The organism is Nonomuraea sp. NPDC051191, from assembly GCF_044455665.1.
GTDB lineage: Bacteria > Actinomycetota > Actinomycetes > Streptosporangiales > Streptosporangiaceae > Nonomuraea.
The window spans coordinates 650,214-672,915 of sequence record NZ_JBITEZ010000002.1 but is presented as its reverse complement, the minus strand read 5'-3'; the positions used below and the strand labels follow the sequence as shown (position 1 = coordinate 672,915).

Genomic DNA, 22,702 nt, shown 5'->3' with positions numbered 1-22,702 from the left:
GCCGTCGAGATTACTCGCCGCCCGCCATGAAATCCCCTTTCATCGACATCCTCCGCAGGGCTGGAAACACTGTTTCCATGACGACCGACAACAAGGCCATCGTTCAGCGCGCGCTCACGGAACTGATCGGAACGGGCGACGTCGACGCGCTCGCGCCGCTGCTCCACGACGACTTCCTCCATCACCGGCCCGATGCGGAGAACTCGACCAAGGCGGAATGGCTGGACGCCGTGCGTTCCGCGCTCACCCCGCTGGCCGGCATGCGCGTGGAGATCGACCACGTGCTGGCCGACGGCGACCACGTCGTGATGCACTCACGCCGGTGGGCGCCCGACGGCGGGCCGGAGATCGTGGTCGTCGACATCTGGCGCCTGGACGGCGGCCTCATCGCCGAGGCGTGGGAGATCATCGAACCGGTCTCCCAGGCCGCCGCCAACCTGACATGGTGGGCCCCGACCACCCCCTGAGCGCGCACGCCGCGTCCTCTCACTGGGGCACGGCGGCGTCAACTGCTGGGCGGGAGCATGTCCTGGCGCCCTTGTGCGGCAGGGGAGCGAATCGTCATGCCGCCGTCGACGACGAGGAGCTGGCCCGTCATGTACCGCGATTCGTCGGAGGCGAGGAAGACCATGGTGTGGCCGATGTCCTCCGGGTCGCCCAGATAGGGCAGGGCGTTCACTCGTTCGAGGCTCTCGACGACCTCCTCAGGGAGATTGCCCAGCAGAGCAGGGGTGACCACCGCGCCCGGCGCCACGGCGTTGCAGCGGACGCGCTGCGGGCCGTACTGCACGGCGATCGACTTCGTGATGTTGATGACGGCGGCCTTCACCGCGCCGTAGGCGATCTGGAGGACGTCTCCCACCAGACCGGCCACCGAGGCGGTGTTGACGACCGAGCCGCCGCCACCTTTGATCAGGTGCGGAAGTGCGTGCCGGGTGCCCAGGAGCGTGCTTCGTAGGGCCGGTTGGGGGCCTTCGCGTCCGGTGAGGACGTGGCGCGTGGTGAGGGCGTCCCCGACGAAGACGGCGTCGGCGAGCGGGGCGTGCACCGCCACGCTGCCCGCAGCAGCCACCCGGCCCTGTCGATTACATGCCATGTTTGCTGCTGTCGTTCATGCGGGCCACCGTCGGGGAGCACCCAGGACACCGGCAGTCCGGCGATCCGGCCACGGCGCCCCCTGGCGCACCTCGCCGGACCGGGTGCGCCAGGCGGTTCAGCCGGACCCCTTTACAACGTAGATCACTTAGCGGAAGCGGCGCGCGAGCGCCAGAGCAGCCACACGAAGTACGGCGTGCCGAGCAGCGCGGTGACCAGCCCGGCCGGCACCTGGGCGGGTGCGATGACGGTACGGCCCAGCGTGTCGGCCAGGCTCACCAGCACCGCCCCGAGCACCGCCGCGGCGGGCAGGAGCCGGACGTGCCTGCCGCCGACGAGCGCGCGGGCGGCGTGCGGGGCGACGAGCCCGACGAACCCCACCACGCCGACGGCCGAGACCGCGGTGGAGGTGAGGAGCACGGCGCCGCCCAGCGCCAGCAGCCGCACGGGTTCGAGCGGCACGCCGAGCACCCGGGGCGTGTCCTCGTCCAGCGCGAGCAGGTCGAGGTCGCGCCGCAGCCACAGAGCCAGTGGCAGGAAGAGCGCTAGCGCCACGGCGACCGGCAGGAGCTGGGCGGGGACCCGTCCGTAGGTGGAACCGGAGAGCCACGTGAGCGCCTTGGCGGTGTTCCACGGGTCGGACCTGACGATGATCAGCACGGTGACCGCGTTGAACAGCGCGTGCGCGCCGATGCCCATGAGCACGAGCCGGTCGGAGCTGAGCCCGCCGCGCCAGGCCAGCAGGTAGACCAGGGCGAAGGCGGCGAGCGCGCCGAGCCCGGCGGCGCCGGACACCGCGGCGATCCCGGCCATGGGCACGAGGGTGAGCGTCGCGACCGCCGCCGCGCCGGCGCCCGCGGTGATGCCGAGCACGCCCGGTTCTGCCAGCGGGTTGCGGGAGACGGCCTGGAAGGCCGCGCCGGAGACGGCGAGCGCCGCACCGGCCAGGACCGCCGCGGCGACGCGGGGCCAGCGCTGATCGAGCACGTACGTCAGCGCCTTGCCGGTCCTGCCCTGCAGCCAGTTGGCGACGTCGCCGAGCAGCAGCCAGGTGTCGCCGCCGAGCAGGCCCAGCACGACGGCGCCGGCCAGCAGCGCCGTACCGGACAGGAGGATCACCGCGAAGGCGGCGCGGCCGGGGTCGGCGGTGCGGACGGTCGGCGGCTGCCTGGTCGGGCCGGCGTCGCGGTGCCGGCGGGCCAGCCACAGGAGCACGCCCGCGCCCAGCATCGCGGTCACCACGCCCGGCGGCACGTCCACCCCGGCCCGGGCGCCGAGCACGAAGCGCAGCGCGAGGTCGGAGGCGAGCAGGATGACCACGCCGGCCAGCGCCGAGAGCGGCACCAGGGCGCGGTGCCGGCTCAGCTCGGGCAGCCGCCGGGCCAGGAGGCGGACGATGACCGGCGCGCACAGGCCGACGAAGCCGACGGGCCCGGCGACGGTGACCGCGGCGGCCGAGAGCAGGACGGCGAGCACGATGACGGTCAGCCGCAGCCGCCGGACGTTGACGCCCAGCACCGTCGCGGTGTCGTCGCCCAGGCCGAGGATGTCGAGGCGGGAGCCGAGGGCGACGGCCGCCCCGATCGCCGGCACGACGACCAGGGCCATCTGGGTGACGCCGCCGAGGTCGCTCTGGACGAGCGAGCCGCTGCCCCAGGCGAACAGGCCGGTGTTCTCCTCCTGGAAGAGGATCATGAGCAGGGTGGTCACCGACTGCAGGGCCAGCGCGGTCGCGGAGCCGGCGAGGATCAGCCGGGTGGTGCCGGTTCTGCCGCCCGCCGACAGGGCGAGCACCAGGGCGGCGGCGGCCAGGCCGCCGAGGAAGGACAGGCCGCCGGACAGGAAGGCCGGCAGGCTCAGGCCGAAGGTGGCGGCCAGCACGACCGCCAGGTAGGCGCCGTTGCTGACGGCGAGGGTGTCGGGCGAGGCCAGCGGGTTGCGGGCGACCGACTGCAGCAGCGCGCCCGCCGCGCCGAGCGCGACGCCGACGCTGACCGCCGCCAGCAGACGCGGCAGCCGGGAGGCGACCAGCACGTTCATCGCCTGGTCGTCGAGGGCGAACAGGTCGGTGTCGGAGGTGCCCTGCGTCAGGTGCAGCGCGGCGAGGGCGGCGATGACGGCCAGGGTCACGAGGAAGGCCCCCGCGACGCCGAGCCTGCGCAGCGGCGTCGTGGGGGCCTCGACTGCGGTGATCACCCGGTGTAGGCCTTCACCAGGGCGTCGGCGTACTGCCGGCACGACAGGGGGCCGCCGAAGGTCCAGATGCCGTCGGGGAGTTTGGTGACGCGGTTCTGCTTGACGAAGCTCAGCGACTTCCACAGGGCGTTGCCGGCCAGGTCGGCGAAGACGTCGGCGCCGTCGGAGGCGTTGTAGAAGAAGCGCAGGTTCTCGTCCTTGACGGCGGTCATGCCCTCGATGTCGGTGCTGCCGAGGCCCCACTGCTCGTCGACCTCGCCGGTCCAGGCGTTGGCGAGGCCGAGCCGCTCGGCCACGTCGGAGACCAGCGAGCCCTTGCCGAACGGGCGGATGGAGATCTTGCTGCCGTCCTTCCAGCCGTCGGCCATCATGAACTTCTGCCCGGCCGAGCCGGAGGCGGCGATCTTGGCCTTGCCCTCGGCCATCGCGGCGTCGAAGTCGGCCATCACCTTGGTCGCCTGCTCCGTCCGGCCGACGGCGGTGGCGAGCAGGGTGAGGTCGTCGCGCATGCGGGTGAGGTTCGCGGCGGCGTCGCTGCCCTTGGCGACGATGACCGGGGCGATCTTCTCCAACTGGCCGATGAGCCCGGAGTCGTCGGACTCCATGACGACGAGGTCCGGCCGGAGGGCGGCGATGGAGTCGACGCTGGGCTCCTGGCGGGTGCCGACGTCCTTGACGGAGGCGTCGAGCGGGGCCGCGGTGACCCAGGTGCCGTACCCCTTGACGTCGGCCGCGCCGACCGGCTGGACCCCGAGCGCGACCAGCATCTCGACCTCGCCCCATTCCAGGCCGACGACGCGGGTCGCGGGCCGGTCGAGGGTGACCTGCTTGCCGCGGGCGTCGGTCACGGTGACCGGAGCGGCGGCACCGGCCGACGGCTCCTGAGCCGCGGGGGTCGCGGGAGCCACGGGAGCCTCGGTGGTGCCGCAGGCGGTCAGCAGCAGCATGGCGGCCATGACCGCCGGGAGGGAACGCATGGGATCTTTCAGCCTTTCATCGCCAGATGGCGGCCCAGCGGCCTGGTGCGGACCAGTCCGGTGAGGGAGTCGATCGTGGCCTCGACGCGGATGCCGTAGGCCTCGGTGAGCAGGTCCTCGGTGAGCACCTCGTGCGGCGCGCCGTCGGCGCGGACCCGGCCGCCCTGGAGGAGCACGACCCGGTCCGCGATCTCGGCGGCCTGGTTGAGGTCGTGCAGGACGACGCCGACGGCCACGCCGTGCCGGTCGGCGAGGTCGCGCACGAGTTCGAGCAGTTCGACCTGGTAGCGCAGGTCGAGGAAGGTGGTGGGCTCGTCGAGCAGGAGCACGCCGGCGTCCTGGGCGAGGCAGGTGGCCAGCCACACGCGCTGCATCTCGCCGCCGGACAGTTCGTCGACGGGGCGTCCCGCCATGGCGCTGACGCCGGTCAGCTCCATGGCGTGCTCGATCGCCGCCGGTCCGCCGGGGTCGCCCGCGCGCCAGCGGCCGCGGTGGGGGTGGCGGCCGTAGCCGACGACGTCCTTGACGCGTACGCCGGTCGGGGTGGGACGGCTCTGCGCCAGCAGCGTCACCCGGCGGGCGAAGTCGCGGGCGGACAGGGCCAGGGCGTCGGCGCCGCCGGCCAGCCGTACCTCGCCGGAGTCGGGGCGGTGCAGCCGGGCCAGGGCGCGCAGCAGGGTGGACTTGCCGCTGCCGTTCGGGCCGACCAGGGCGGTGACGGCGCCGGTGGCCAGGCTGATGCAGGCGTCGTCGACGACGGGGCGGCCCGCGTAGCCGAGGCACAGGCCGGTGCCGGTGAGCGCGTGGTCGGAGCGGCCCGGGAGCAAGAGGTCGGTCACGGCGGGCTCACGCGTCCTCGGAGCGGCCCTGGCGCCAGTAGCCCATGAAGGCCACGGCCTTGCGGTCCATGCCGCGTTCGGAGACGAGGTGGCGGCGCAGGCGCTTGATCACGGCCGCCTCGCCGGCCAGCCAGGCGTAGCAGGGGCCGTCGCCGTCCTCAGGGATCTCCCAGAGGATCTCGGTGTCGACGTCGACCTCCTCGGGCTCGACGCCTGCCGCGCCCGCGGGCAGGAGCCTGGCGGCGGCCTCCACGACGGCGGGTTCCAGGCGGGCGCCCCAGGGGGCGTCGCCGCGGGCGAGCCAGGTGACCTTCACGCCCGACCCGGTGACGACCGGCAGGACGTCCTCCTCGTGCGGCACCTCCAGCAGGGCCTCGCCGGTGACGTGGGCGGGCAGGCGTTCCAGGATGCCGACGATCGCCGGGACGGCGGTCTCGTCCCCGGCGAGCAGCACGTTGCCGAAACCGGCGGGCGGCCGGAACTCCAGGCCGCCGTGGAAGCCGTCGTGGAGGCCGTTCGGGCCGAAAAGAGCCGCCTGGGAGCCGGGTTCGGCGGCGGCGATCCAGCGGGCGGCCGGTCCGGCGGGTCCGGCGCAGTCGTCGTGCAGGACGACGTCGATGTCGACCTCGGCGGCCTCGGGGCGGACCGCGCGGACGGTGTAGGTGCGCAGCGGGTTGCGCTCGTCGCCCTGGGCGTACCACTGCCTGAACCAGTCGGCGCCGCGTGGGAAGCGTGTCACGCCCGCGCCGGGGATCGGCAGGACCAGCTTGATGCGCTGGTCGTACCCGTTGTCGGCGAACTCGTGCAGATCATCCCCTGTGAAGGTCACGCGGAGAAACGACGGGCTCAGCCGCCGCAGGCCTCGAACCTGGACATCGAAGGCACGAAAAGGGTCAACCACCACAGGCTCCTTACTTAGGTTAGGCTAACCTACATTGAACTCCCCGATCGGGGAACCAGGAGCTCCGGCGGCGGCGTGATCCGGCGGGCCGTCAGGACAGATCGGTCCAAGGAGCGGGTGGAGCCGAGGCGAAGAAGCGGAGCAGGCCGAGGAGCCGGCTGGCCGGAGGGGCGGTCCAGTGGCGTTCGCCCGGACGCGGGACGGGATCCTTCAGGCGTCCCAGCGCCCAGGTGAGGTGGCACCACAACACGCGGGCTTCCCAGGTCGTCGAGCTTTCCTGGCCGGTTTCCCGTCGATAGCCGTCGAGCATGGCCGGGACGTCGGTGAGGGGCATCTTGGCGAAGTCGGCAGCGGGGTCGGCCCATTCGGCGTCGCCCCAATCCACGATCCCGTTGAGCTGGGCCGTCTCCGGGGCGACGAGCAGGTTCTGGGGCGCGATATCGCCGTGGATCAGGACCGTCGGCGCGCTCGTGGGGAGATGTGTTGAAAGCCGGTCGAGCCATCCGCTGAGCCAGCGGGCGGTCTCGGCGTCGATCCAGCCGTCCTTGGCGAGGCCGTCGGTGAGCGCCCAGGGGTCCGCGGCGCCGTCGTCCGCGGGGACGCCGGCAAGGGCCGGTGCGGTGTCCGGCGTGAGCCGATGCAGTCTGCCCAGCTCGCGCCCGACCTGCCGGTGGAGACGTTCGGTGTCCGCGTCGGACAGTTCAAGGCGCGCGAGATCCATTCCCCGCGTCCGGGTGAGCACCATGTACGGGACGTCCACCACCGAGCAGGTGTCGTCGAAGGCGACGATCTCCGGAGTCCGCACACCGGCGCGCAGGGCGTACGGGATGACCGCGGCCTCCTTGACCAGGTCCGGAAGGAACTGCTCGGCCCGTGGGACGCGCAGGACCAGGTCGTCCCCGAGAAGGAAGACCTGGTTGGCCACCCCCTGCGGGAGGGGCCGTACGTGCTCGGCGGTGGTCCCGAGCAGGCCGGCGATGGCGGCCAGGGTCGCGTCACTGGTCTCGTATCCCATGATCGATCATGCTGACACGGACGGTCAGGAGCTGTGAGTCCTGCCCGCCCCAGGGAGAGGTGGATCATCGTGCACGGGATGGCCGAAACGACCACGGCGGAGCGGTACCGGACGTTCGGGGAGATGGAGGCACGGGGTCACTCCCCCAGCTACGAGCGGCTGTGCGCCGGCGTCGCCGCCGACCCCGAACTCCTGGCCCTGGCCGATACGCTGCCCGCGGCCAAGCGGCAACCCAACCTCCTGTTCGGCGCGGTCCGCTTCCTCGGCGGCCCGGTGCATGATTTCGGGGCGTTCCGCGCCTGGGTGCTCGACCATTGGACGGAGGTCAGCACCGAGATGCCGGCCCGCAGCACCCAGACCAACGAGCCGGGCCGGTGTGCGACGCTGCTGCCGCTGCTGGCACGCCTGCCGCAGCCGCTGGCGTTGATCGAGGTCGGCGCCTCGGCCGGGCTGTGCCTGTACCCGGACCGGTACGCCTACCGCTTCGACGACCGGCCCGTCCTGGGTCCGGCCGGCCCGGTCGTCCTGACCTGCCGGACCAGCGGAGCGGTGCCGGTCCCGCAGCAGGTGCCGTCGGTGGTGTGGCGGGCCGGGATCGACCTGAACCCCCCTCGACGTCGCCGATGCCGACCAGTTGCGCTGGCTGGAGGCGCTGGTCTGGCCGGAGCAGCAAGATCGGCTGGTACGGCTGCGCGCCGCGGCGCGGATCGCGCGCGCCGAACCGCCCCACCTCGTCCGGGGTGATCTGAACGCCGGCATCGCCGACCTGGCCGGGCAGGCCCCGCCGGACGCCACGCTGGTCGTGTTCCACAGCGCGGTGCTGGCCTACCTGCCGCAGGACGAACGCGATCGGTTCGTCCGGACGATGCGCGGCCTGCCCGCCCGGTGGATCTCCAACGAGGCGCCCGGCGTACTGCCCGGCGTGGCCGCTCGGCTCCCCCGGAGCCCGTCGTCCGACCGTGGCGCGTTCGTCCTGGCCCTGGACGAGGAGCCGGTCGCCTTCACCGGACCGCACGGCCAGTTCCTGGACTGGTTGCCGGAATGACACCCTTGCGGCGGCGGAGGCGTCACGCCTCGGCCTTCTCCGGGGCGGAGGGAGCCGGCCGAGGCGCCGCGGACGCGCGGCGGCGGGCGGTCGTCAGATGGTGGAGCAGCGCCAGGGTCGTGACACCGGCGGCCGGCAGCCCCAGCGCGGCGGGCACGACGGCGAACCACTCCTGGACCAGCCCACCCAGTCCGCCACCGAGAGCGATCCCGAGGTAGATGGCCGAGGAGTTGAGGCCGAGCAGAACCGGCGCCGCGGCCGGGCTGAGCGCGATGAGCCGGTGCTGTTGCGGAACGACGACAACGCCCAGGGCCGCGCCCCAGACCGCGGCCCACACCAGGGTGGACGCCAGCGTGGCGGTCGCCACCGAAGTGAGCGCGAGGGCGACGGCGGCGACGACGAGGGGACCGGTCAGCACGTGCGCGGGGTCGTGCCGGTCGACCAGCCGTCCGGCGACGATGTTCCCGGCCAGGACGCCGACCCCCCAGGCCAGCAGCACGACGGCGAGCAGCGGTCCGGAGCCGCCGGTCGCCTCCTGAAGCGCCGGGCCGATGTAGGTGTAGAGGGTGTAGGCGCCGAGGAAGACCAGCGTGGTGACGGCCAGCAGCGCGAGGACCCGGCCCTGCCCGAGCGGGCGCAGCCGGTCGCCCAGCGAGGCCGCGGGGAGCGTCACCTTGGGCAGGCCGGCGGCGATCCCGAGGGCCGCGACGAGGCCGATCCCGGCGACCGCCCACAGGGTGAGGTGCCAGTCGGTACGGCCGATCAGCGTGCCGAGCGGAAGACCCAGCGCCGTCGCCGACGTGAGGCCGCCCAGCACGAAGGCCAGGGCCCTGCCTCGGCGTTCCGGGGCCGCGATGGCCCCGGCGGTGCTGGAGGCGGCGGAGTTGATCATGCCGGCCCCGACCGCGGTGACGACACGGGCGATCATCACCACGTCGTAACCGGTGCCCAGGGCGGTGGCGGCGTTGCCGGCCACGAAGACGCCCAACGCGATCAGCAGCGCGGTCCGCCTGTCCAGCCCACTGGTGAGCGCGCCCATGACGGGCGCGGACAGGGCCATCACCAGGGCGAACACCGTCACCAACTGCCCCGCGGCGGGGGTCGAGACCCGCAGGTCGGCGGCTATGGCCGGAAGCAGGCCCGCGATGACGTAGCTGTCGGTGCCGACGGCGAAGGTCGCCAGGGCCAGGGGAAGCAGTCGTTTCAACACCGGGTGGTGCCGCCTTTCCAGAGGAACCTCGGAAGCAACGAGGGGAACCTTAGGCAATATATGGATGCTTGTCCATGTATCCATATGTTGGTAGCGTGGCGGCCATGCGTGAGGTGTCACAACCGGCGACCGAGGCCATCCGACTGGTGGAGGTGCTGCGCGCCCTGGCCGATCCGGTACGGCTCGACCTCGTCATGCGGCTCGACCGGATGGGCGAGGACTTCTGCAACGCGATCGGCGCCGAGATCGACGTGCACCAGACGACGCTGTCGCACCACTACCGGGTGCTGCGCGAGGCCGGCGTCACCTGGACGAAGGTGCAGGGCCGGTCCCGGCTGGTCCGGCTGCGCCGGGAGGACCTCGACGCGCTGTTCCCCGGCCTGCTCGACTCCGTACTGGGCGCACAGCGCCGAACCCGCGACACCACGTCCTGAACCGCTTGAGGTGAGCAAGGAACCCCTTGCGCCTTTGTGCGATCACGGATAGTTATTTGCCAACTACTCAAAGTAACGATGGCAAGTGACCCCCACATCGCGTCCCCGACGCCGCCTCGCCTCCCGCGTCAAGATCATGGCGACGGCGACCATCACCGGAGCCCTCCTGCTCCCCCTGTTCGCCGCGACCTCCCCGGCGCAGGCCGCCGCCGCGCCGCGCCGAGTCGTCCACCAGGCCGCCGGTCCCTGCGTCCGGCACGGCCAGGCCAACTACCCCGTCGAGTACTACTGGAAGAACGCGCTCGGCTGGCGGCTCGGCAGCGGGACCATCTCGGTCACCACCTCGCCCAGTCTGTGGGGCGGCCAGATCGCACCGGGCAGCACCTTCACCCTCACCCTGCGGCACCAGACCGCGCAGTGGCCGGCCCTGGTCCGCACCTACACCACCATGTGGGACGTGTCGTCCCTGCTGGCCAGCGCCACCGTCGTGGGATCGGTCAGCAACGGCACCCTCAGCGGCAACACCCTGAGCGTCCAATCGCCGGGCACCAAGACCGACCCGGGTCCGACCGTGATCACCTTCCGCGTCAACCCCGGCACCGTCGGACGCAGCATGACCATCCGGCCGAGCGGCATCAGCAGCGTCATCGCCTTCCCCGGCCAGCTCGGCAACAACACCGCGGCCCCGCCCATCCAGATCGTCAGCGGGAACTCCATCTCGCCCACCAACGCCGCCGACGACACCGCCTCCACCACCGACAACACGCCCGTCACCGTGCCCGTCCTGGCCAACGACACCGGGACGGCCCCGGCGATCAGCGCCGTCACCCAGCCCGCCTACGGCAAGGTGACCATCTCGGGGGACAAGGTGATCTACACCCCGGACAAGGACCGCGCCGGCACCGACACCTTCACGTACACCATCGAGACCGCCTGCGGCACCAGCACCGCCACGGTCACCGTCACCGTCGACTGCACCCGCGAGCCCATCAACCTGGTCAACGGCAGCTTCGAGACGCCCGCCGTCGCCCGCTACGACTGGGACATCCCCGACGCCTCCACCAACCCCGCCGTCGGCTGGCACACCACCGCCTCCGACCGGAAGCTGGAGTTCTGGAACAGCGCCAGCGGCGTCCCGGCCGCCGACGGCCGGCAGTTCGCCGAACTGAACGCCAACGAGGCCTCCACCCTCTACCAGGACGTCCCCACCGTCCCCGGCACCGTGATGACCTGGTCGCTCTACCACCGCGGCCGCCTGGGCACCGACGTCATGCAGGTGCTCATCGGCGCCCCGACCGCCACCACCCCCCAGAACCCGGACGGGGCCGCCTCCCCCGACATCTCCGACGACAACAACGCCTGGGGCCACCACACCGGCACCTACGTCGTCCCCGCCGGGCAGACCGTCACCCGATTCGCCTTCGAGTCGGTCTCGGCGGCAGGCGGAAGGCCGACATTCGGCAACTTCCTGGACGGCGTCGTCTTCCAGACCCCGTCCTGCCTCCCCATGAACGGCGACGCCGCCTCAAGGAACGCCACCAAGGCACACCGGCGGTAGGGCTCAGGCCCACCCCTCTGTCCCGAGCCGCGACAGAGGGGTGGGCCCGCGTGGGCGCCACCCCCTGCCGGTGGTGGCCGGATGAGGCCACGTGAGGGCGATGTTTACGGCGTAGGGGGCGTCGGTAACGGAAATGCGGTGTCCGGGGCGTTCGCTTTCGGTCCAACCTGACCGTTTGTGATCGTTGCCAGCTGCTCCGTGTTCTCCCAGCGTCCCCGAGGTGGGCCCGCCGGGCCCGGTGCAGTTCGTACGGAAGAAGCCGACAGGATTCACGGCGATCATTCCGGGGCGCGGCTGCTGGACGCCTACCCGAACAGGCTGGCCGGGATACCTGAGCCGTTCGTCACCCAGACCGACGCGGCGTTCGAGGTCCGGGGCGCGGCGGGCGTCCAGCGCACGATCTTCGTCGACGAGGACCAGTGCCTGGACTGGGAGTGGGGCGTCGGGGCCAGGTACAAGGGGCCGATCATCGATGTGCCGGACTTCGGCCGGCACATCCCGGAAGGGTTCCGCAGCGACCTCGATGCCGTCATGGGCCTGCCGGACGGCGGCACCATGCTGTTCAAGGGAAGCCAGTGCGCGATCGTCCAGTGGGGGGCCCAGGGCGGCTGCACCTACAAGGGCACCCTGGCCGACATGCCCAGGTGGAGCTGGGGGAACGCGCCCTCGGACATGCGCGGCGACTTCGACCACGCCGTGCTGATCAACTCACCGGACCAGCTGCAGGACGAGACCTTGTTCATCAAGGGCGACAAGGCGATGATCTTCCACTGGTCCCTCGGTCCCAGGATCGTCGGCACCTGGGCCCAGGTGCCGTCCGGGCTCGACTCCCTGCCTGACGTGTACAAGAAGCCCGTGCGGCCCGGGGAACTGACCGTCCAGCCCACGAAGCCACCGCAGAAGACACCGCCGCCCCCCGCCAAGAGCTCCCTCGCCACCGCCACGCCCACCGTGGCCAAGGGGGCGCCCCTGACGGTGCGCTACTCCACCCCGGCGAACACTGTCAGCGGCAAGAACCGGGTCGGCGTCTACCCCGACAACAACGGCGCGACCATCGCGAAGGAGGAGTCCTTCGTCTGGACGTACACGCCCGACGCCAGCGACAGCGCCGCCCTGGACACCGGCAAGGTGCCCGGACCGGGCTCCTACGCGGCCTGGTACTTCCACGACGACGGCTACACCATCCCGCGTCCGCGAGGCCGACGGCGCCACATCGAGACGGGGCACGCCGGTGCCGACGATCTCGGGGCGACCCGCACGGTAGAGGGGAACATCCCGCGCGGGGATGTCCCTTGGCTCGACCTCGAAGGCATGGACTGGGAAAGGTCAGCCCCGCGGACGCGGGGATGTTCCCTACGCCTACGCCGTGACGGACGTGACCGCAGCGTCGGCCCCGCGGACGCGGGGATATTCCGCGCCTGCCCAAGGCGAAGATCGGCGGCGACTCGTTGGCCCCGCGAATGAGCCTCAAGCAGTGGCGGCCAGTCACCGAGGCAGGGTTCAAGCGCAAGAAGTTCGCCATCTACGTCTGGCGGACCGTCCGGGAAGGAGGAGACACCAAGACCCGCAAGTCACGCCGCACGCTGGAGCTGCCGAAGCTGGCGGCCCAAGCGCTCAGACAGCACCACACCCGCCAAGCCGCCCAGAAGCTCAAGGCCGGCGAGGCATGGGAGGACCACGATCTGGTGTTCTGCACGAACGTCGGCACCCCGCTCGACGTGTCGAACGTGCGGCGCACCTTCCGCAGGATCACCAGGCAGGCCGGGCTCGGAACGACATGGAGCCCACGAGAGTTGCGTCACTCGTTCGTCTCGATCATGAGCGTTCAGGGCGTACCGATCGAGACGATCGCGGATCTCGTCGGACACGCGGGCACCAGCGTCACCGAGGCGGTCCACCGCCACCAGCTCCGACCGCTGATCACCATCTTCGGTGAGAAGCCGACGGGTTGAGCATCCGAGTGGGATGGCTCCCCGATTGGCTCCCGTCGCCCCCCAGACATGAGAGAAGGGGCTTCGGATGATCTCCGAAACCCCTCCACCTGCACCTTACGAGTGGGCGATACTGGGATCGAACCAGTGACCTCTTCGGTGTGAACGAAGCGCTCTCCCGCTGAGCTAATCGCCCGCCCTGTCGGCGCCTTGCGGTGCTGACGGGGAAAACCATACCGCACTCTGGGGGTGCTGGCGAAACGGAGCGTCCGAGGGCGATCTTCGGGAGCTCCGGGTAGGAGGGATTCGAGCGAAAGGCGGCGGTTGCCCACCGGCATGGTGGGTCGGTGTCATACCATCGACGTGTGCCGTAAGGCACCGATCGCGATCTTTTCGGTAGAAACGTTCTTGGTCGGGCCCGTCGGGGCAGGCTCTACAACAGCAAAACCCTCGCAAATACGACCCGATTGATGCCGTTTAGCCAGGTAGATGCCTAAATGTCCAGCTGTGATGTGCGTTACAGAAGGCCCTTGAGGCGGAATCTTTCCTACAGGTTTCTTCGTTCCGCGTCATAGCTCAGGACGAAGTCCGTCAGAGCAGTGAAAGCCCCGAAGAGGGGACCTACGACGAAAAGGTTTGGCTGACGATGAACAGCACCACCGTCTCCGCCGAGCTTGGCCTTCGGCTAGTGGTCCCCGACCGTACTACCGTCCCCCTGCTCGCCGGACTGAGCTACACAGCCGACGATCCGTATGCCATCCGCATGGCCTTCCACGTAGGGAACGACGAACCGGTCGAGTGGATCTTTGCTCGTGAACTGCTGACCGTAGGCATCGTGCGGCGGGTCGGCGACGGCGACGTGCAGGTTTGGCCCGCACGCGCCGATGGCGAGCGCACCCTGCACATCAGCCTCACCTCGCCGTTCGGGCAGGCGCTCTTCGAAGTGCCGCTGGCCCCCCTCACGGAGTTCCTCCACCGGACGTACGAGAAGGTGCCCGCGGGGCGCGAGACCGACTTCATGGACCTGGACGCCGAGCTCACCAACATGCTCTGGCCGTCCTGAACCGTTGCACCCGAGGCCCCGGCGTCCACCCCGACGCCGGGGCCTCGGCATGCGCGGCGTCAGGACGGGAGCGTGGTCCGGGCCTGGCGCATGCGTTCGATCTCTATGCTCTGGCCGGAGTAGACGTCCCTGGCGAGCAGGCGCATGCGGTGGTCGCGTCCGCCGGCCAGCTCCTCCCCCGCCATCTTCACCGCGCCCTGGTGGTGCCTGGTCATCAGGCGCAGGAACAGCTGGTCGAACGCGGCTCCCCTGGCGGCTCTGAGGGCGTTCAGCTCCTGCTCGGTGGCCATCCCGTAGCCGGTCGCCGCGCCGTGGGCGTGGTCGGCGGGGGCCGGGCGGCCGAGTTCGGCGAGCCAGACGGTCATGGCCCTGATCTCGGGGGTCTGGGCGGCGGTGATCGAGCGCGCGAAGGCGCGGATGACCGGGGTGGTCGTACGGGCCTCGACCAGGGCGGTCATCTCCAGCGCCTGCCGGTGGTGCGGGATCATCGCCTCGGCGAAGCGCACGTCGGCGGCCAGGGTCGGGGCGGGGCTGGGGCCGATCCGTTCGCCGGGCTTCGCCGTACGGGCCGGGGCTCCGGGGCTGCCGGGCACCAGGACGGGGGCGTCCGTCCCGACGACCTGGACGTCCGGGGCGGGTGGCTCGGAGCAGGCCGAAAGCGCAAATGTCATCACAACTGTGATGAAGACCGTACGCGGCCACCAACGTGCTGGCATAACTTCCATAGTGAGCCACGAGAGACAAAGGGGACGCGTGTTGATCTTCGCCAAGCTGCGCGGAGCGGTGTTGTGCGCGGTGTTGTTGCTGGCTTCGGCGTGCGCGGGTGAACCGCCGTCGGCCGGTGAGCCAGGGGCCGCCTCCTCACGCGAGAGCGGCACGGCGTCCGGTACGGCATCGGGCTCGGGCGACGTGCTGACCAGCCCCAACGTCAAGCACGTGGCGAACGTCCCGCGCACCGGCCCGTTCGCCGGGGATGACAATTTCAACACCGATCTGGCCTTTCAGGGCGACTACGCATTCGTCGGGAACTTCGCCGGATTCGTGATCTACGACATCAGCGACCCGGCCAAGCCGAAGACGGTGAGCCAGGTGTCCTGCCCGGCGCAGCAGAACGACGTCAGCGTGCACGGCGATCTGCTGATCCTCTCGGTCGACGAGCCGCGCGGCAGCGCAGACTGCGACTCCAACGAGGAGACCCGCGACTGGGAGGGTCTGCGCCTGTTCGACATCAGCGACAAGAAGAGCCCGCGCTACGTCGGCGCGGTGCTGACGGACTGCGGCTCCCACACGCACACCATGGTGCCCGCCGACGACAAGCTCTACGTCTACGTCTCCTCCCCCGGCCCTGAGCCGGACTCGCGGACCTGCTCGCCGCCGCACCAGAACATCCAGATCGTGGAGATCCCGCTCGACGACCCCAAGTCCGCCAAGGTCGTGGCGCAGCCGGACATCTTCCCCCAGCAGCAAGACACCGAGATGTTCGCGGGCTGCCACGACATCACCGCCTACCCGGAGAAGAAGCTCGCCGCGGCGGCCTGCTTCGGCGACGGCGTGCTGCTCGACATCTCCGACCCGGTCAAACCCCGGGTGATCCAGCAGATCCGCGACACCGAGAACTTCCAGATCTGGCACTCGGCGACGTTCAACAACGACGCGACGAAGGTCGTCTTCGGGGACGAGCTGGGCGGCGGCAGCCAGGCCACCTGCGACTCCGGCACCCCGCGCACCAAGGGCGCCGACGCCGTGTACGACCTGGTGAACGGCAAGCTGGAGCGCCGCGGCTACTTCAAGATCCCGCGCGAGCAGGAGCAGGACGAGAACTGCGTGGCCCACAACGGCTCGCTGATCCCGGTGAAGGGCAAGGACGTCATGGTCCAGTCCTGGTACCAGGGCGGGGTGTCGATCTGGGACTTCACCGACTCGGCCGACCCGAAGGAGATCGGCTTCTTCGAGCGGCGTCCGTACCCGGGGGGCGGCATCGCCGGCTCGTGGTCGGCCTACTACTACAACGGCTACATCTACTCCAGCGACATGCGCGAGGGCCTGGACGTGCTGCGCATCGACGACCCGATCACGGACCCGGCCAAGCAGGTGAAGATGGACGAGTTCAACGTCCAGACGCAGAAGTCGTACTGACGAGACCAAGGGACAGGGCCCCGGAGGCGGGGCCCTGTCGCCGGCGGGTCAGGGGTTGAGGTCGGCGGCGGCGCGCTCGGCGAAGATCCGCATGGCCTTGGCGGTGATCGGGCCGGGCGCGGTGGGCAGCTCGGTCCGGTCGACGAGCCTGATCGGCTGGATGTCGCGGGTGGTGGAGGTGAGGAACGCCTCCTCGGCCTCGTACAGGGCCTGCAGCGGGACGTCGGTCTCCTCGCCGCCGCACCATTCGAGGACCAGCGCGCGGGTGACGCCGGCCAGGCAGCCGGAGTCGAGCGTGGGGGTGATCAGGCGGCCGTCGCGCACGATGAAGATGTTGGAGCCGGTGCCCTCGCACAGGTTTCCCGCGAGGTTGCCGAAGATCGCCTCGCCGGCGCCCTGGTTCTTGGCGTGCAGCAGGGCCTTGGCGTTGTCGCCGTAGGAGGTGCTCTTGACGCCGGACAGCGCGCCGCGCTCGTTGCGCGGCCAGGGGACGACGGCCACGTTGGCGGTCTCCGGGAACGGCTTCTGCTCGTCGACGATGACGATCGAGGTGGTGCCCTGGTTGCCGCGGTCGGAGCCGAGCGGGCCCGGGCCGCTGGTGTAGGTGATGCGGATGCGGCCGAGCGACCAGGCGGGGGCGACCGCCAGGAGCTTGCCGACGCCTTCGGCGATGGCCTCGACGTCGGGGTCGGGCAGGTCCATGCGCTGGGCCGAGAGCGTGAGCCGGTCGAGGTGGCGGGTGAGCGCGAACGACTCGCCGTCGACGATCTTGATCGTCTCGAAGACGCCGTCGCCGACCATGAGCCCGTGGTCGAACACGGAGACGGTGGCCTGCGTGGGGTCGATCAGCTCCCCGTTGACCCAGACAGGGATGTTCATCGGTTTCCTCCTGAGGATGCTAGTGCGATGAGCCTGGCTGCCTTCAGCTCCGTCTCGGACCATTCACGCGCGGGGTCGCTGCCCCACGTGATGCCCGCACCGGTGCCGAAGCGGATCTCGCCTGCTGAGATCCAGAATGTTCTGATGCCCACGGCCAATGCCGCCCTGCCCCGGTCGGCGTCGACCCAGCCCACGGCACCACAGTAGGGCCCCCGGGGGACCGGTTCGAGCTCATTGATGATGCGCAGAGCGGACGACTTGGGCGCGCCCGTGACAGATCCGGGCGGGAATGTGGCGGCGAACAGCTCCGGCCAGCCCGCTCCGGGCGCGAGCCTGGCCCGCACGGTGGAGACGAGGTGGACGAGACCGGGATGCTCCTCGACCGCGCACAGAGAGGGCACCTCGACCGAGCCGACCGTCGCGACCCTGCCCAGGTCGTTGCGGACCAGGTCGACGATCATGACGTTCTCGGCGTAGTCCTTCTCCAGCAGGTCGGCGGCGGTGACGCCGGTGCCCTTGATGGGGCCGGACTCCACGACGTCGCCCTCGCGCGACAGGTACAGCTCGGGCGAGGCCGACACCACGCTCAGCCCCGGGACGTCGATGACGGCGGCGTACGGGGCCGGGTTGCCCTCGGCCAGCCGGGCGGCCAGCGCCAGCGGGTCGGCGCCGGGCGGGACGGGGGCCGACAGGACGCGGCAGAGGTTGGCCTGGTAGACCTCACCCCGCTCGATGTGGTCGCGGATCGCGCGTACGCCGCGTTCGTAGGCGGCGCGGTCGAGCGAGGTACGCCACTGACCGACATGTGGACCGTGCCAAGCGGCCTTGGGTTCGGGCAGCGCGGACGGGCGCACGCGGTCGAAGCGGGCGCACGTCACCGTCCCCTCGTAGTCGGCGACGACGGCCCACCAGCCCTCGCTGTCGAGCGCGGCCAGGTCGGTCGTCACGTCGCGGAGTCCGGTGGCGAGATGACCGTTTAAGTGGGCGAAACCGTCGTACACATCTCCCATTGTCCCAGCATTTCGACCAGTTCCAGCGCGGCGGGGAGGGGAATCTCGGGAAGGGCCGCGTACACCGTACGGATGGGGGTGGCGCCGCGCAGCGGTTTGAGCACGAGGTTCGGCGGCACCGCCCGCGCGGCCAGTTCGGGCACCAGCGTCACCCCGAACCCGGCGGCGACGAACCCGAACTTCCCCGACCATTCGGCCACCCGCAGCCCGCCGCGCGGTGTGAACCCGGCGGCGGCGCACGCGGCCACCAGCGGCGTCGGCTGCCCGCGCGGCGCCGCCTCGATCCAGCTCTCCTCGGCCAGGTCGCGCAGGTCCACGTCGGTGTCGGGAGCCAGCCGGTGGCCGGCGGGCAGCGCGACGAACAGCCGGTCCTCGCGCAGCCGCACGAGCCGGGCGCCCTCGGCGGGCAGCCCGGCCGGGTAGTCGCTGATCACGGCCACGTCGAGCGCCCCGGCGTGCAGGCGTTCCACGAGCCGCGCGGTCAGCCCCTCGGTCATCCGCAGCTCGACGCCGGGATGGGCGGCCATGAAACGTCGCAGCGTGTCCGGCATGAGGTCGACGTTGGCGGTGGCGAACGCGCCCACGCGCAGTGTGCCGCCGCGTCCGCCGTGGATCGCGGCCAGTTCCTCGCCCGCGCGGGCCAGCCGGTCGAGCACGGCGACGGCGTGCCGGTGCAGGGCCGTGCCGGCGGGGGTCAGGCGCACGCCGCGCGGCAGGCGTTCGAACAGCGGGCCGCCGCCGGCCCGTTCCAGCGCGGCGATGCGCCGGGAGACCGCCGACTGGGTGTAGCCGAGCAGCTCGGCGGCGGCGGTGAAGGATCCGCTCCTGGCCACCTCGTCGAAGAGGCGGAGGGCTTGGAGGTCGAAGGCATTCGTGTCATGCATGGCTGCCATGCAATCTAGTCGGTGGTGGAATACCTCGCATCCCTGTTGACTGTTCCCGTGATTGCATTTCTCGGACAGGGACGCATGGGCGTCCCCATGGCTCGGCGACTCGTGGGGGCCGGGCACAAGGTGACGACGTGGCGGCGTGGGACCGGCGTGCCGGCCGCCGAGGCGGTGGACGGCGCCGAGCTGGTGATCACCATGCTCAGCGATCCGGCGGCGGTGCGCGAGGTGCTGACGGCCGCGCTGCCCGGCCTGCGGCCCGGCGCGACGGTGGTGGAGATGTCCACGATCGGCCCGGAGGCGGTGCGCGAGCTGCGCGCGCTGCTGCCGGCGTCGGTCGGCCTGGTGGACGCGCCGGTGCTGGGCAGTGTGGGCCCGGCGGCGGACGGCTCGCTGGTGGTGCTGGCCGGTGGCGACGTCTCGGGCTGCCGCGAGGTGCTGTCGGTCTTCGGCAAGGTGCGCGAGACCGGGCCGCTGGGGTCCGGCGCGGCGATGAAGCTCGCCGTCATGAGCGCGATCGTGCCCGCGCAGGTGCTGGTCGCCGAGACGCTGGCGTATGGGGCGGCGCACGGCGTGGACCGGGACGCGCTGCTCGACGTGCTGGCGGGCACCCCACTCGGCCAGGTCGCCGAACGGCTGCGCACACCCGCGACCGAGACCCGGTACGCGCTCGGCCTGGCCGCCAAGGACCTGGAGCTGGCGGCGTGGGAAGGCGCGTCGCTGGCGACGGCCGCCCGGCAGCGCCTTCAGGAGGCGCGAGCGGCCGGGCTGGGCGACCGCGACCTGACGGCGGTCGCCGAGCGCGTCGGCGGCGCCCCGGCCACGCGGGCGGTGCCGCTGAACCTGTCCACGATCCCGGCCACGAACGGCGCGTACTCGCACGCGGTGCGGGTCGGCGACATGCTCTACGTCTCCGGCCAGGCCGCCTTCGACGAGCAGGGGACGGTGGTCGCCCCCGGCTCGCTGAAGGACCAGGCCGAGCACATCTTCGCGGTCACCACGCGCATCCTGGCCGACCAGGGCGCGTCCTGGCAGGACGTCGCCTTCATCCGCACGTACCTGACGGACATGGACGACATCCTCCAGCTCAGGGACGTGCGCAACCGGTACGTCACCGGCACTCCCCCGGCCAGCACGACCGTCGAGGTCTCGAAGCTGTTCCGGCCGGGGCTCGTGATGGAGATGGACCTGATCGTCGCCCTCCCCCGCTGAGCGGGACGGGCTATTCGAGCGGCCCGGTGACCGACTCCGCCGCGGCCACGACGCCGCCCTCGGCCACCAGCCGCACGGCGGACTCGATCTCCGGCGCGAGGAAGCGGTCGGGGCCCGGTGCGGGCACGTTCTCGCGCAGCGCCCTGACCACGGCCGCGGTCGCCGGCGCGGGCTCCAGGGGGGCGCGCAGGTCGAGCGCGCGGGCCGCGGTGAGCACCTCGACGGCCAGCACCCTCGTCAGCCCGTCGACCGACCTGCGCAGCTTGCGCGCCGCCGACCAGCCCATGGAGACGTGGTCCTCCTGCATGGCCGAGCTGGGGATCGAGTCGACGCTGGCGGGCACGGCCAGCCGCTTCAGCTCCGAGACGATCGCGGCCTGGGTGTACTGGGCGATCATGTGGCCGGAGTCCACGCCGGGGTCGTCGGCCAGGAACGCGGGCAGGCCGTGGTTGCGCGCCACGTCGAGGAAGCGGTCGGTGCGGCGTTCGGACATCGAGGCCAGGTCGGCGGCCACGACGGCGAGGAAGTCGAGCACGTAGCCCACGGGCGCGCCGTGGAAGTTGCCGTTGGACTCCACCCGCCCGTCGTCGAGCACGGCCGGGTTGTCCACGGCGCTGGCCAGCTCCCAGCCGGCCACGGTGGCGGCGTGCGCGATCGTGTCCCGGGCGGCGCCGGCGACCTGCGGCGCGCAGCGCAGCGAGTACGCGTCCTGGACGCGGGTGCACGCCTGCGGGTCGCGGTGGCTGGCCATGACGCCGGAGCCGGCCAGGACCTTGGTCATGTTGGCGGCCGACCTGGCCAGGCCCGGATGCGGGCGCAGCGCCTGGAGCTCCGGCATGAAGACGCGGTCGGTGCCGAGCAGCGCCTCCACGCTCATCGCCGCGCTGATGTCGGCGGTCCTGACCAGTTTGGTGAGGTCGGAGATGGCCAGGATGAGCATGCCGAGCATGCCGTCGGTGCCGTTGATGAGGGCCAGGCCCTCCTTGGCGGCCAGCTCGACCGGCTCGATGCCGGCCTGCTTGAGCGCGTCCCCGGCCGGCCGCAGCTCACCGGCGGCGTCGCGGACGACGCCCTCGCCCATCAGCGTCAGCGCCACGTGGGCCAGTGGCGCGAGGTCGCCGGAGCAGCCGAGGCTGCCGTACTCGTGCACGACCGGCGTGATGCCGGTGGTCAGCAGCGCGGCCAGGGTCTTGGCGGTGCCCGGCCGGATGCCGGTGTGGCCGGTGGCCAGGGTGTGCAGGCGCAGCAGCATGAGCGCGCGCACCACCTCGGTCTCCACCTCCGGGCCGCTGCCCGCCGCGTGCGAGCGCACCAGCGAGCGCTGGAGCTGGGCGCGCAGCGCGGGGTCGATGTGCCGGGTGGCCAGCGCGCCGAACCCGGTGGAGACGCCGTAGGCGGGCACCGGGCTTTCGGCGAGTTCGTCCACCCGCTGGCGGGCGGCCGCCATGGCGGCCACCGCGTCGTCGGTGAGCTGCACGGGGGCGCCGTGGCGGGCCACCCTGATGACGTCGTCGAAGCTCAAGGGCTCGGGGCCGACGTTCACGACTCCGTTGTCGCGCATGATCGTCTCTCTCACTTAGGTAACCGGCGTACCCGATGTTAGCTCCTTACTCGGGAAGATCGCCGCCAGCCCTTCCCTCCCCTCGTCGGTGAGGACCACTGCGCGGGGCACCGATCCACGCCGGTACCAGCCGCGTTCCAGCAGGACGTCGGTGATCGCGGCTCCCAGGGCGCCGCCGAGATGCGACCGGCGTTCGGTCCAGTCGAGGCATTCCGGGGCGAAGCGCCGCCTGGCCCTGCGGGCGCCCTCGACGTCCACGCCCAGGCCCATGAGCAGCCGCTCGCCGTCCGGGGTGAGGTCCTGGCGGTCGTAGTGGCCGCCGTCCTTGAGGTGGTCGAGCAGGGCGACGCCGGCGCGTCCGGCCAGGTGGTCGTAGCAGGTGCGGGCCTCCTCCAGCAGCCGCGCCTGCCGGGACTGCCGCAGGGAGCGCACCGGCGGGCGGGCGCTCACCCTGGCCAGCGTCTCCAGCACCTCGGCGATCTCGTGCCCGGCCAGCCGGTAGTAACGGTGGCGGCCCTGCCGGACGACGTCGACCAGGCCGCCGTCGAGCAGCCTGGCCAGATGGGCGCTGGCGGTGGCGGCGCTCACCCCGGCGACCCTGGCCAGCTCGCCGGCGGCCAGCGCCCGGCCGCCGAGCAGCGCCGTCAGGATGGCGGCCCGGGTGGGGTCGGCGATCAGCGCGGCCACGGGCGCGATGTCGGCGTCGCGAGCGATGTACTCCATGCTCACGACGCTAATACACCGACATTTCGC

At 71.6% G+C, this 22,702-nt stretch carries 23 protein-coding genes and 1 tRNA gene; 10 read left to right on the top strand and 14 right to left on the bottom strand.

The features are described from left to right. Positions 1-77: 77 nt before the first annotated feature. Positions 78-467: a nuclear transport factor 2 family protein gene (locus ACIA8R_RS07785; protein ID WP_397037196.1), complete on the top strand. Its 390-nt coding sequence runs from the start codon at positions 78-80 to the stop codon at positions 465-467. A 38-nt stretch (positions 468-505) separates the two neighbouring features. On the opposite strand, the gene ACIA8R_RS07780 is transcribed toward ACIA8R_RS07785, so the two are convergent. The 6 genes from ACIA8R_RS07780 to ACIA8R_RS07755 all read right to left on the bottom strand — a co-directional run bounded on the left by ACIA8R_RS07780 (position 506) and on the right by ACIA8R_RS07755 (position 7,023). After that, complete coding sequence (locus ACIA8R_RS07780) at positions 506-1,096, bottom strand: SDR family NAD(P)-dependent oxidoreductase (RefSeq protein ID WP_397037194.1); 591 nt, start codon at positions 1,094-1,096, stop codon at positions 506-508. Positions 1,097-1,239: 143 nt separating this feature from the next. Next, positions 1,240-3,291, bottom strand: a complete 2,052-nt coding sequence (locus ACIA8R_RS07775) for an iron ABC transporter permease (protein WP_397037192.1) — start codon at positions 3,289-3,291, stop codon at positions 1,240-1,242. Next, complete coding sequence (locus ACIA8R_RS07770; RefSeq protein ID WP_364096561.1) at positions 3,288-4,268, bottom strand: iron-siderophore ABC transporter substrate-binding protein; 981 nt, start codon at positions 4,266-4,268, stop codon at positions 3,288-3,290. Before ACIA8R_RS07770 ends, ACIA8R_RS07775 begins: the two co-directional genes overlap by 4 nt. A gap of 8 nt (positions 4,269-4,276) precedes the next feature. Then, the gene (locus ACIA8R_RS07765; protein WP_357703164.1) at positions 4,277-5,107 is read right to left on the bottom strand and encodes an ABC transporter ATP-binding protein; all 831 of its coding nucleotides are present in this window, start codon (positions 5,105-5,107) and stop codon (positions 4,277-4,279) included. Positions 5,108-5,114: 7 nt separating this feature from the next. Further along, positions 5,115-6,008 carry a siderophore-interacting protein gene (locus ACIA8R_RS07760; RefSeq protein ID WP_397037189.1) on the bottom strand — a complete coding sequence of 298 codons (894 nt, stop codon included), beginning with the start codon at positions 6,006-6,008 and terminating at the stop codon, positions 5,115-5,117. Positions 6,009-6,099: 91 nt separating this feature from the next. Next, a complete protein-coding gene (locus tag ACIA8R_RS07755) occupies positions 6,100-7,023 on the bottom strand; it encodes an aminoglycoside phosphotransferase family protein (protein ID WP_364096555.1) in 924 nt (307 codons plus the stop codon). A gap of 78 nt (positions 7,024-7,101) precedes the next feature. On the opposite strand from ACIA8R_RS07755, the gene ACIA8R_RS07750 reads away from it, so the two are divergent. Continuing rightward, on the top strand, positions 7,102-7,767 hold the full coding sequence (locus ACIA8R_RS07750; RefSeq protein ID WP_397037187.1) for a DUF2332 family protein: 666 nt from the start codon (positions 7,102-7,104) through the stop codon (positions 7,765-7,767). Beyond that, entirely contained in the window at positions 7,658-8,068 is a 411-nt protein-coding gene (locus tag ACIA8R_RS07745; RefSeq protein ID WP_397037185.1) for a DUF2332 family protein, read from the top strand. The genes ACIA8R_RS07750 and ACIA8R_RS07745 overlap by 110 nt, the downstream gene beginning before the upstream one ends. A 22-nt stretch (positions 8,069-8,090) precedes the next feature. Here ACIA8R_RS07745 and ACIA8R_RS07740 read toward each other — a convergent pair whose 3' ends face one another. Next, a complete protein-coding gene (locus ACIA8R_RS07740) occupies positions 8,091-9,278 on the bottom strand; it encodes an MFS transporter (protein WP_397037183.1) in 1,188 nt (395 codons plus the stop codon). A 104-nt stretch (positions 9,279-9,382) separates the two neighbouring features. Here ACIA8R_RS07740 and ACIA8R_RS07735 point away from each other — a divergent pair, with 104 nt between their 5' ends. The 4 genes from ACIA8R_RS07735 to xerC all read left to right on the top strand — a co-directional run bounded on the left by ACIA8R_RS07735 (position 9,383) and on the right by xerC (position 13,222). Next, positions 9,383-9,712 (top strand): helix-turn-helix domain-containing protein, encoded by a 330-nt coding sequence (locus tag ACIA8R_RS07735; protein WP_357703154.1) that lies wholly within the window; start codon positions 9,383-9,385, stop codon positions 9,710-9,712. Positions 9,713-9,797: 85 nt separating this feature from the next. Beyond that, complete coding sequence (locus tag ACIA8R_RS07730; protein WP_397037181.1) at positions 9,798-11,270, top strand: Ig-like domain-containing protein; 1,473 nt, start codon at positions 9,798-9,800, stop codon at positions 11,268-11,270. Positions 11,271-11,447: 177 nt separating this feature from the next. Continuing rightward, the gene (locus ACIA8R_RS07725; RefSeq protein WP_397037179.1) at positions 11,448-12,734 is read left to right on the top strand and encodes a hypothetical protein; all 1,287 of its coding nucleotides are present in this window, start codon (positions 11,448-11,450) and stop codon (positions 12,732-12,734) included. Beyond that, positions 12,731-13,222: a tyrosine recombinase XerC gene (xerC, locus tag ACIA8R_RS07720; protein ID WP_397037177.1), complete on the top strand. Its 492-nt coding sequence runs from the start codon at positions 12,731-12,733 to the stop codon at positions 13,220-13,222. The genes ACIA8R_RS07725 and xerC overlap by 4 nt, the downstream gene beginning before the upstream one ends. Before the next feature lie 103 nt (positions 13,223-13,325). On the opposite strand, the gene ACIA8R_RS07715 is transcribed toward xerC, so the two are convergent. After that, positions 13,326-13,397 (bottom strand) — tRNA-Val (locus ACIA8R_RS07715). 450 nt (positions 13,398-13,847) lie between these two features. On the opposite strand from ACIA8R_RS07715, the gene ACIA8R_RS07710 reads away from it, so the two are divergent. Further along, positions 13,848-14,264, top strand: coding sequence for an SsgA family sporulation/cell division regulator (locus ACIA8R_RS07710; RefSeq protein ID WP_020547189.1), 417 nt, complete (start codon positions 13,848-13,850; stop codon positions 14,262-14,264). A gap of 59 nt (positions 14,265-14,323) precedes the next feature. Here the strand turns inward: ACIA8R_RS07710 and ACIA8R_RS07705 are convergent, their stop codons facing one another. Further along, positions 14,324-14,935 (bottom strand): DUF305 domain-containing protein, encoded by a 612-nt coding sequence (locus tag ACIA8R_RS07705; RefSeq protein ID WP_397037175.1) that lies wholly within the window; start codon positions 14,933-14,935, stop codon positions 14,324-14,326. 85 nt (positions 14,936-15,020) lie between these two features. On the opposite strand from ACIA8R_RS07705, the gene ACIA8R_RS07700 reads away from it, so the two are divergent. Beyond that, positions 15,021-16,400: an LVIVD repeat-containing protein gene (locus tag ACIA8R_RS07700; RefSeq protein WP_397037345.1), complete on the top strand. Its 1,380-nt coding sequence runs from the start codon at positions 15,021-15,023 to the stop codon at positions 16,398-16,400. Positions 16,401-16,448: 48 nt separating this feature from the next. On the opposite strand, the gene ACIA8R_RS07695 is transcribed toward ACIA8R_RS07700, so the two are convergent. From ACIA8R_RS07695 to ACIA8R_RS07685, 3 genes are read right to left on the bottom strand one after another with little or no spacing between them, the layout of a single operon-like run. Further along, on the bottom strand, positions 16,449-17,279 hold the full coding sequence (locus tag ACIA8R_RS07695; protein WP_357703136.1) for an aminotransferase class IV: 831 nt from the start codon (positions 17,277-17,279) through the stop codon (positions 16,449-16,451). Then, positions 17,276-18,226 (bottom strand): chorismate-binding protein, encoded by a 951-nt coding sequence (locus tag ACIA8R_RS07690; RefSeq protein ID WP_397037173.1) that lies wholly within the window; start codon positions 18,224-18,226, stop codon positions 17,276-17,278. Before ACIA8R_RS07690 ends, ACIA8R_RS07695 begins: the two co-directional genes overlap by 4 nt. 29 nt (positions 18,227-18,255) lie before the next feature. After that, entirely contained in the window at positions 18,256-19,173 is a 918-nt protein-coding gene (locus ACIA8R_RS07685) for a LysR family transcriptional regulator (protein WP_397037171.1), read from the bottom strand. A gap of 21 nt (positions 19,174-19,194) precedes the next feature. Here ACIA8R_RS07685 and ACIA8R_RS07680 point away from each other — a divergent pair, with 21 nt between their 5' ends. Next, a complete protein-coding gene (locus tag ACIA8R_RS07680) occupies positions 19,195-20,388 on the top strand; it encodes a Rid family hydrolase (protein ID WP_397037169.1) in 1,194 nt (397 codons plus the stop codon). A gap of 10 nt (positions 20,389-20,398) precedes the next feature. Here the strand turns inward: ACIA8R_RS07680 and hutH are convergent, their stop codons facing one another. Both hutH and ACIA8R_RS07670 read right to left on the bottom strand, forming a co-directional pair. Continuing rightward, positions 20,399-21,949 carry a histidine ammonia-lyase gene (gene hutH / locus ACIA8R_RS07675; protein ID WP_357703128.1) on the bottom strand — a complete coding sequence of 517 codons (1,551 nt, stop codon included), beginning with the start codon at positions 21,947-21,949 and terminating at the stop codon, positions 20,399-20,401. 15 nt (positions 21,950-21,964) lie between these two features. Then, complete coding sequence (locus ACIA8R_RS07670) at positions 21,965-22,672, bottom strand: helix-turn-helix transcriptional regulator (protein ID WP_357703126.1); 708 nt, start codon at positions 22,670-22,672, stop codon at positions 21,965-21,967. Positions 22,673-22,702 lie beyond the last annotated feature (30 nt).